Source organism: Mycobacterium sp. 852002-50816_SCH5313054-b, from assembly GCF_001667185.1.
GTDB lineage: Bacteria > Actinomycetota > Actinomycetes > Mycobacteriales > Mycobacteriaceae > Mycobacterium.
Map to the genome: position 1 here is coordinate 90,792 of NZ_LZIC01000074.1, position 8,215 is coordinate 99,006.

9 protein-coding genes are annotated in these 8,215 nt (G+C 68.4%); 7 read left to right on the forward strand and 2 right to left on the reverse strand.

Translation table 11 applies throughout. The annotated features are described in order from the left end of the window. Positions 1-40 precede the first annotated feature (40 nt). Positions 41-832, reverse strand: coding sequence for a hypothetical protein (locus tag A5787_RS16480; protein ID WP_066968805.1), 792 nt, complete (start codon positions 830-832; stop codon positions 41-43). Positions 833-1,039: 207 nt separating this feature from the next. On the opposite strand from A5787_RS16480, the gene A5787_RS16485 reads away from it, so the two are divergent. The 3 genes from A5787_RS16485 (at position 1,040) to A5787_RS16495 (ending at position 3,494) form a co-directional block, all read left to right on the forward strand. Next, positions 1,040-1,324: a WGxxGxxG family protein gene (locus A5787_RS16485; protein WP_066968807.1), complete on the forward strand. Its 285-nt coding sequence runs from the start codon at positions 1,040-1,042 to the stop codon at positions 1,322-1,324. A gap of 112 nt (positions 1,325-1,436) precedes the next feature. Further along, a complete protein-coding gene (locus tag A5787_RS16490) occupies positions 1,437-2,003 on the forward strand; it encodes a hemerythrin domain-containing protein (RefSeq protein ID WP_066968809.1) in 567 nt (188 codons plus the stop codon). Between the two features lie 27 nt (positions 2,004-2,030). Next, a complete protein-coding gene (locus A5787_RS16495; protein ID WP_066968811.1) occupies positions 2,031-3,494 on the forward strand; it encodes a YdiU family protein in 1,464 nt (487 codons plus the stop codon). Between the two features lie 7 nt (positions 3,495-3,501). On the opposite strand, the gene A5787_RS16500 is transcribed toward A5787_RS16495, so the two are convergent. Beyond that, positions 3,502-4,101, reverse strand: a complete 600-nt coding sequence (locus A5787_RS16500; protein WP_066968814.1) for a TetR family transcriptional regulator — start codon at positions 4,099-4,101, stop codon at positions 3,502-3,504. A 75-nt stretch (positions 4,102-4,176) separates the two neighbouring features. Between A5787_RS16500 and A5787_RS16505 the strand changes: the two genes are divergently transcribed. From A5787_RS16505 to A5787_RS16520, 4 genes are read left to right on the forward strand one after another with little or no spacing between them, the layout of a single operon-like run. Next, complete coding sequence (locus A5787_RS16505; protein ID WP_304441161.1) at positions 4,177-5,007, forward strand: mycofactocin-coupled SDR family oxidoreductase; 831 nt, start codon at positions 4,177-4,179, stop codon at positions 5,005-5,007. Next, positions 5,004-5,816: a mycofactocin-coupled SDR family oxidoreductase gene (locus tag A5787_RS16510; RefSeq protein WP_066968817.1), complete on the forward strand. Its 813-nt coding sequence runs from the start codon at positions 5,004-5,006 to the stop codon at positions 5,814-5,816. The genes A5787_RS16505 and A5787_RS16510 overlap by 4 nt, the downstream gene beginning before the upstream one ends. 38 nt (positions 5,817-5,854) lie before the next feature. Continuing rightward, complete coding sequence (locus A5787_RS16515; RefSeq protein ID WP_066968819.1) at positions 5,855-6,652, forward strand: carboxymuconolactone decarboxylase family protein; 798 nt, start codon at positions 5,855-5,857, stop codon at positions 6,650-6,652. Next, the gene (locus A5787_RS16520; RefSeq protein WP_066968820.1) at positions 6,649-8,091 is read left to right on the forward strand and encodes an aldehyde dehydrogenase; all 1,443 of its coding nucleotides are present in this window, start codon (positions 6,649-6,651) and stop codon (positions 8,089-8,091) included. The genes A5787_RS16515 and A5787_RS16520 overlap by 4 nt, the downstream gene beginning before the upstream one ends. Positions 8,092-8,215: the final 124 nt, after the last annotated feature.

Consider the following 8,215-nt stretch of genomic DNA (forward strand, 5'->3'; position numbering starts at 1 on the left):
CTGGTGTTTGTTAAACCGTAGCGGCATGCCGAACGGCCGGTCAGGCCGGCTTGTGCGACCGGCGCCAGAGCACGCGGCCAATGGCCAGGGCGACGCACAGCACGACCGCGACGAGCAAGGACTGCAGCGCAAACACTGCGAAGTCGTTGACGTCGTAATAGTCGCCGTCGCCGACGCATTGGAAGCTCACGCTGGTGCCCGACTGGCCCGGCTTGTAGCTGTAGTGCGAGGTGTTGTACGCCATCTCATACCCGCCGCGGCACACGATGGGGCTCATCCACAGCGCGGTCGACGGGATGACCGCGGTCACCGCCGCCGCGCCGCCGACGCAGAGGCCGATCGCCCCGCCCAGCATCGCGATGACCGGTCCGATCCAACCGGCCCCGCCACGCTTGCGCGGCGGCGCGGCGGACACCGCGCGCAGACCGGGCTCCAGGAAAACGGGATCGGACGGGTCGCAACGCGAAAAGACGACTTGGCTTCCGAGCTTGATGGTGCCGCCGGCCCGTAGACCGGCGCGCGCCAGGACATCCCGGTACTGCTGCTGCGACAAACCGGCGTCGACGACGGCTCGCGAGAGCGCCTCCCGAACCGGCGTCAGCCCCGGCGCAAATGGGTTGCCTCGCTCCGCCTGCAGGGCCTGGGCCAACCCGCGCGCGTGCTCGTCGATGGCCCCCAGCTGCGCGGCGGAGACCGGCGAATCCTGCTCGACGGCCTGGCCTGGCCCGGCTGCCGCCTTGGCCTCGGCCAGCTGACCTTCCAGCTCCGCGATGCGCTTCTGCTGTGCCAGCTGCTGCTCCAGCTCGGCGATGCGCTGCTGGGGGTCGTCCATCCGCAAATGATCGCATTCCGCAAAAGGCGTCGCAGGCCAATGTGCCGCGCATCCCGGGCGAGGTTTCGTTGCCGTCGCGCGGGGTAGCCCATGCCTTGCGACGTTAGGGACCTTCGTCCCGCGTCGACCGTCGCAAGGGCTAGAGGCGACTGGCCCGACTTCGTTCTCGGTCATCCCATCGATCGAGGGAACCATCAAGGAGCAAACATGCGTAAGACCATTGCTGTCATTTCCGCCACCGGGGCACTGCTGCTCGGCGGGGCCGGCGTCGCCAACGCCACCGTCGAGAGTGCACCGGCGCCGTCGTCGACCACAACGACCTTGGCGGACAACAACAACGGCAACAACAACAACCAGCACAGTGACGACAACGGCTTGTGGGGGCTGCTCGGCCTGCTCGGCTTGGGTGGACTCCTCGGCCTGAAGCGCCGCAAGGACACCGACGCCGTCACCGGCGTCCACACCGCCACGACCCCCGGGCGCGGCGTCTAGCCGTTTGACGTCGAAACCCCCGTCAGGCGCCGTCGCGTCTGGCGGGGGCTCGCGTTTATGCGTTCTCCCACCGGGTATTTCTTCAATTCCCCTATCACTGGAGGTATCGGCGATGGCCGAGATGCTTGTTCAATCACCCGAGGAGGTCGTCGCGTTCCTCAAAGCGCAGCACAACCTCATCGAGGACATGTTCGAGGAAGTGCTGCACGCTTCGGATCCCAAAGCGCGCGAGAAGCCCTTCATAGAATTGCGTCAGCTGCTGGCCGTGCACGAAACGGCCGAGGAGATGGTGGTGCACCCCCGGGTGCGTCGCGAGGCCGATTCGGGCGACGACATCGTCGACGCCCGGTTGCACGAAGAGCACGAGGCCAAGGAATTGCTCTCGCAGATCGAGAAACTCGACATCACCTCGCAGCAGTTCATCGACGAAGTCAGTAAGCTGCGCGATGCCGTACTCGACCACGCGCGGCACGAGGAAGACGAGGAATTCCCCGTGCTGCAGCGGAAAGTCGACGACGACGACCTCAAGCGGATGGGGACGGCCGTGCGAGCGGCCGAGGCCATCGCGCCAACCCGCCCGCACCCCGGCGTGGAATCGGCGAAGCTGAATTTCGCCGTGGGGCCGTTCGCCTCGATGCTCGACCGCGCCCGCGATCTGATTCAGCAAGCTATCGGCTAGCACCCGGCGTTCCGTAGTGTCGGTGGAGTGAGCGTCACACCGGCGACGACCGTCGCCCTCGGCGACCGGTTCTTTCGCGAGTTGCCGGAGCTGGCCGTCCGCTGGCAGGCCGACGCGGCTCCCGAGGTACGGCCGCTCGTGGTGAACGACGCACTGGCCGCCGAGCTCGGCCTGGACGGCGCCTGGCTGCGCAGTCCCGACGGGCTGCGTTTCCTGGTGGGCAACCTGGTCCCCGACGGGGCTGCCCCGGTGGCGCAGGCCTACGCCGGACACCAGTTCGGCGGCTACGTGCCGCGGCTGGGCGACGGGCGCGCATTGCTGCTCGGCGAGCTCGTCGACGACGACGGGCGCCTGCGCGACATCCACTTGAAGGGGTCCGGCCCCACCCCGTTCGCACGCGGCGGTGACGGCCTGGCCGCAGTGGGGCCGATGCTGCGCGAATACATCCTCAGCGAGGCCATGCACGCCCTGGGGGTCCCGACCACGCGATCCCTGGCCGTGGTGGCCACCGGGCGCCCGGTGCAGCGCGACACGCTGCTGCCCGGCGCCGTGCTCACCCGCATCGCGAGCAGCCACCTGCGCGTCGGGAGCTTCCAATACGCCGCGGCCACCGCCGACCTCGACCTGCTGCGACGCCTGGCCGACCATGCGATCGCCCGCCACCACCCCGCCGCGGCGACGGCCGACCGGCCCTCCCTGGCGCTGTTCGAGGCCGTGGTCGCCGGCCAGGCATCGCTGATCGCCCGCTGGATGCTGATCGGGTTCGTGCACGGCGTGATGAACACCGACAACATGACGATCTCCGGGGAAACCATCGACTACGGCCCGTGCGCCTTCATGGAGGCCTACGACCCCGACACCGTCTTCAGCTCGATCGATTTCTGGGGGCGCTACGCCTACGGCAACCAGCCGGTCATTGCCGGCTGGAACCTCGCCCGGTTCGCGGAGGCACTGCTCCCGTTGCTTTCCGAGGACGCCGAGGAGGCCGTCGCGCTGGCGGAGCAGTCGTTCGGGGTGTTCCGGCCGACGTACGACGCCGTGTGGACGTCGGGCATGCGCGCCAAGCTCGGCCTGTCCGACGATGTTGCGGCGCAACGGGTCACGGCCTTGGTCGACGAGCTGCTTGCCCTGCTCAAGGAGAGCCAGCTCGACTACACCTCCTTCTTCCGCCACCTCGCCCACGCCGCCCGGGGGGACGCCGGGCCCGCGCGCGGGCTCTTCATCAACCTGCCCGGCTTCGACGACTGGCTGTCGCGCTGGCGGGCCCTGGGTCCGGACGCCGACTCGATGGACCGCGCCAACCCGATCTACATCCCGCGCAACCACCTCGTCGAGGAGGCGCTGGCCGCGGCGACGGCCGGCGATCTCGATCCGCTCGGGCGGCTCCTGGACGCCGTCACCGCCCCCTATCACGAACGACCCGGCCTGGAGCGCTACGCCGATCCCGCGCCGGAGGATTTCGGCACGTACCAAACATTCTGCGGCACTTAGGGATCCGCTATTGCGCGACCGCCCGGCTTTCGTAGGCGGCGGTCAGCCAGAACACGGCGCGCTCGAGTCCAGGCACGATCTCGGTGACCTCAATTTCGCCCTGCGTAAAGCGCGCCAGGAAGCCGAAGATCACACCGGTCAGGATCAGCTCCAGATCCTGGGCGTACCCCGAATCGACCTGGGCCAGAATCGATTTGGCGACCGGCACGACGGCATCGACGCCGCGCTGGATCAACCTGTCGCCGCCGGGTCCCGAGCGGGCGCGGAAGTACGAGCGCAGCATCATGGGGTGCCGCTCCCAGGGTTTGAAAATCGTTCGCAGCACCTGCATCAGGTCTGCGTAGAGCGATTCGCCGGAGACCCCGCCGGCCGGCGACGGCAAGTTCGCGTAGCGATTGGTGTCCATCCACCATTCGAGCGCGGCGACGATCAGCTCGTCACGAGTCGCGTACCGCTTGTAGATCGTCGCGAGGGACATCCGCGCGCGCCTGGCCACTTCGCGAAGCTGCACGGCCTCGTAGCCCTGGGTGTCCAACAGCTCGACCACGATCTCGATGATCGGGTCCGGTGCGTCGCCGGAACCCCCTTCTGCAACCACGGTAACCATGTTACTGTATTGCCCAGTAACAACGTTACCGCCGTTCTAGCTGCGGCGATCCCCCAAGGCGAGGATGACGAAATGGTGAGCCAACTCGACGGCAAGGTCGCCTTCATCACCGGCGTCGCGCGCGGTCAGGGGCGCAGTCACGCGATCCGCCTGGCCCGCGACGGAGCGAACATCGTCGGGATCGACATCTGCGCCGACATCCCCGCGAACGGCTACCCGATGGCCAGCCGCGACGAGTTGGACGAAACCGTGGCCCTGGTCGAGGCCGAGGGCGCCAAGATGCTGGGCCTGGTGGCCGACGTCCGCGACTTCCATCAGGTCCAGTCGGCCGTGGACGCCGGCGTGGAGCAGTTCGGCCGGCTCGACATCGTGCTGGCCAACGCGGGCATCGCCCCGGTGGCGTTTCGCGCGCTGACGATCGAGGAGGAACTCGAGCAGTGGAAGGCCGCGACCGCCGTCAACCTCGACGGCGCGTATCACACCGCGTGGGCGGCGATCCCGCATCTGCTCGCCGGTAACCGCGGCGGGGCGATCATCTTCACCAGCTCGACGGCGGGGCTGAGGGGTTTCGGCGGTCTGCAGGGCGGGGGCCTCGGCTATGCGGCGTCCAAGCACGGCATCGTCGGGCTGATGCGCACGCTCGCCAACGCCCTTGCGCCGATGAACATTCGGGTCAACACCGTGCACCCGACGGCGGTCAACACCATGATGGCGGTCAATCCCGCGATGACCGAATTCCTGGAGAACTATCCGGAGGGCGGCCCGCACCTGCAGAACCCGATGCCCGTGGGTCTGCTGGAGCCCGAGGACATCAGCGCCGCGATCGCCTATTTGGTCTCCGATGCGGCCAAGTACGTCACCGGGGTGACGTTTCCGGTCGACGCCGGCTTCTGCAACAAGCTATGAGCGCCGCGACGGGCCGCGTCGCCGGCAAGCGGGTGCTGGTGACCGGCGCCGCGCGCGGCATGGGCCGCAGCCACGCCGTGCGCCTGGCAGAGGAGGGCGCCGACCTCATCCTGGTCGACATCTGCGCCTCGTTGCCGGAGATCGAGTATCCCCTGGCGTCGCGCGCGGACCTGGAGGAGACGGCGCGACTGGTCGGAAAGCATGGCCGGCGCGCGATCGCCCACGTCGTCGACGTCCGTGACGCCGCGGCGCTGGCGTCGGTGATCGCCGAGGGCGTTGCCGAACTCGGCGGCCTCGACGCCGCCGTGGCCAACGCCGGCGTTCTGACCGTGGGCACGTGGGACACGACCACACCGGAGCAGTGGCGCACCGTCGTGGACATCAACCTGATCGGCACGTGGAACACCTGCGCCGCGGCGCTCCCCCACCTGGTGAACGAGGGCGGCAGCCTGGTCCTGATCAGCTCTTCCGCCGGCCTGAAGGGCACCCCGCTGCACCTTCCTTACACGGCGTCCAAACACGCCGTCGTCGGGCTGAGCCGGGCGTTGGCCAACGAGCTTGCGGCACAGAACGTCCGCGTCAACTCCGTGCACCCCACCGGCGTGGAGACGGGGATGCGCCCGGAGTCCCTCCAGGGCCTCCTGGCCGAGGGACGGCCCGACCTGATCCCGATATTCCTCAACGCCCTGCCCACCCTCATGGCCGAGGCGATCGACATCAGCAACGCGGTGCTGTTCCTGGTGTCCGACGAGTCCCGATTCGTCACCGGGCTGGAGCTCAAGGTGGACGCCGGCGTCACCCTGCGGTGACCGGCCGTCAAAACTCTACGCAGAGAGCGGATTTGATGATGGAACGGACCGAACGCGGAAGGCGACTGTTCACCGAGGTGATGACGGTGCCGCCGCCCGAGGATCCCAGCCCCACGACGGCCAGCGGCCTGATCGAATTGGTCTTCGCCGAAATCTGGTCGCGACCGAACCTGAGCAGACGGGATCGGCGCTTCGTCACGCTGCCGTGCGTCGCGGCCGCCGCCGCCGAAGAGCCGCTGCAGGATCACGTCTATGCGGCGCTGAATAGCGGCGACGTGAGCATCACCGAGATGCGCGAAACCGTGCTTCATTTCGCGGTGTACGGCGGGTGGCCCAAAGCTTCCCGATTAAACATGGCGGTCGACGCGCAATGGGAACGGATCCATCGCGAGCGCGGGCTGGACGTGCCGCCGCCCGAGCCGCTGCTCCCCCTGGTCACGCCGAGCGATCCGGAGGACCGGCTGGCCAGCGGGGAGCGATGCTTCACGGCGGTCAATTGCATTCCGTTCGCGCCGATCCGGGACAACCCGTACTCCGGCGCGGGGATCTTGAACTTCGTGTTCGGCGAGATGTGGCTGCGGCCCGGGCTGGGGATGAAGGAGCGGCGGCTGGTGACGGTGGCCTGCGTGGCCTTCCAGGACGCACCCATCCCGATCCTGAGCCACGTCTACGCCGCCCTCAAGAGCCGCGACGTCTCCTTCGACGAGATGGACGAGGTGGCATTGCATTTCGCCGCCTACTACGGCTGGCCCAAGGCCGCCAACCTCAGCCAGGTGATCGGCGAACAGAAGCAGCGGGTCTCGGCCGAATGGCATGCGGAGGCCACCACGGCATGAACCTGTCCGGAGGACTGCTGATCGCCGGCGACCGCATCACCCGGTCGTCCGGCGGCACCCACCAGCACATCAACCCCGCCACCGGCCAACCCAACGCGAGCGTGCCGCTGGCCGGTGCCGCCGAGATCAACGAGGCGGTCGCCACCGCGTGGGATGGCCACCGGGAATGGATGTCGCTCACCGCCGATCGCCGACGCGATCTGTTGATCGATCTCGCCGACGCCGTGCACCACAACCTCGACGAGCTGGCGCGGCTCAACGTGCACGACTACGCGGTCCCGATCTCGTTTGCCCACAACGGTATCCTCCTCGAACGATTTCTCCGCCACTTCGCCGGCTACGTCGACAAACCACACGGCATCAGCACGCCGGTGGCCGAATCGTTCGACGTCAACCTCGTGGAGCGCGAGCCCTACGGCGTCGTCGGCGTCATCACGCCGTGGAACGGCGCGCTGGTGGTGATCGGGTCGTGCGTCGCCCCGGCACCGGCCGCGGGCAACGCGGTCGTGCTCAAACCCTCGGAGGTGGCGCCGTTCGCCGCCCTGCGGTTCGGCGAGTTGTGCACCGCCGTCGGGCTCCCGGCCGGCCTGGTCAACGTGGTGCCGGCGGGGCCGGAGGGCGGCAACGCCCTGGTGCGCCACCCGGGTGTCCGCAAGATCCACTTCACCGGCGGCGGGGCGACGGCCCGCAACGTCCTCAAGGCCGCGGCAACGAACCTGACACCGGTGGTCACCGAGCTCGGCGGCAAATCGGCGAGCATCGTCTTCGAGGACGCCGACCTCGACGCCGCCGCGATGCTGGCGGCGCACCAGGGACCACTGATCCAATCGGGGCAGAGCTGCGCCTGCGCGAGCCGCGTCCTGGTCCACGAATCCGTCTACGACGCGTTCACGGAGAGGTTCGTCGCGGTGGTCAAGGGCGCGACCGTGGGTGACCCGTTCGACCCCGGCGTCGTGTGCGGGCCCGTGATCAGCCAGGCCGCCGCGGACCGCATCGTCGCCGAAATCGAGGAGGCGACCAACAGCAAGGTCGGCGAATTGCTCACCGGCGGAGGAAGGTTAGGCGGCGATCTGGCCGCGGGTTACTACATCGAGCCGACGGTGTTCGGCGGGGTGGACAACAATTCCACCCTGGCCCAGACGGAGACCTTCGGGCCGGTCGTGTCCCTGATGAAGTTCGACAGCGAAGCGGAGGCGCTGCGCCTCGCCAACGACACGCCCTACGGCCTGAACGCCTTCGTGCAGACGCGCGACCTCACCCGCGCGCATCGGACGGCGCGCCGGCTCGAGGCGGGGTCGGTCTGGATCAACACGTTCAGTGACATCTCGCCGCAGGGCCCCTACGGCGGCTTCAAACAGAGCGGCTTCGGCCGCACCGGTGGCCTCGAGGGTCTCCACGAATTCCTGCAAGTCAAGAACATCCGTATCGGCATGGGCTGAAGCGCTTACAGTTCCAGTGTGACGAGAAGCGTCGCCGTGATCGGGGCGGGCCCGGGCGGGCTGGCTGCGGCGCAGCCGGTCCAGGCAGGCGTTGATCACGATGCGGTGCAGCCAGCTGCCGACC

Excerpts from the sequence above, each read along its gene's own strand:
- A5787_RS16480 (WP_066968805.1), bottom strand. The coding sequence starts at position 832 with ATGGACGACCCCCAGCAGCGCATCGCCGAGCTGGAGCAGCAGCTGGCA.
- A5787_RS16485 (WP_066968807.1), top strand. The coding sequence starts at position 1,040 with ATGCGTAAGACCATTGCTGTCATTTCCGCCACCGGGGCACTGCTGCTC.
- A5787_RS16490 (WP_066968809.1), top strand. The coding sequence starts at position 1,437 with ATGGCCGAGATGCTTGTTCAATCACCCGAGGAGGTCGTCGCGTTCCTC.
- A5787_RS16500 (WP_066968814.1), bottom strand. The coding sequence starts at position 4,101 with ATGGTTACCGTGGTTGCAGAAGGGGGTTCCGGCGACGCACCGGACCCG.
- A5787_RS16510 (WP_066968817.1), top strand. The coding sequence starts at position 5,004 with ATGAGCGCCGCGACGGGCCGCGTCGCCGGCAAGCGGGTGCTGGTGACC.
- A5787_RS16515 (WP_066968819.1), top strand. The coding sequence starts at position 5,855 with ATGGAACGGACCGAACGCGGAAGGCGACTGTTCACCGAGGTGATGACG.
- A5787_RS16520 (WP_066968820.1), top strand. The coding sequence starts at position 6,649 with ATGAACCTGTCCGGAGGACTGCTGATCGCCGGCGACCGCATCACCCGG.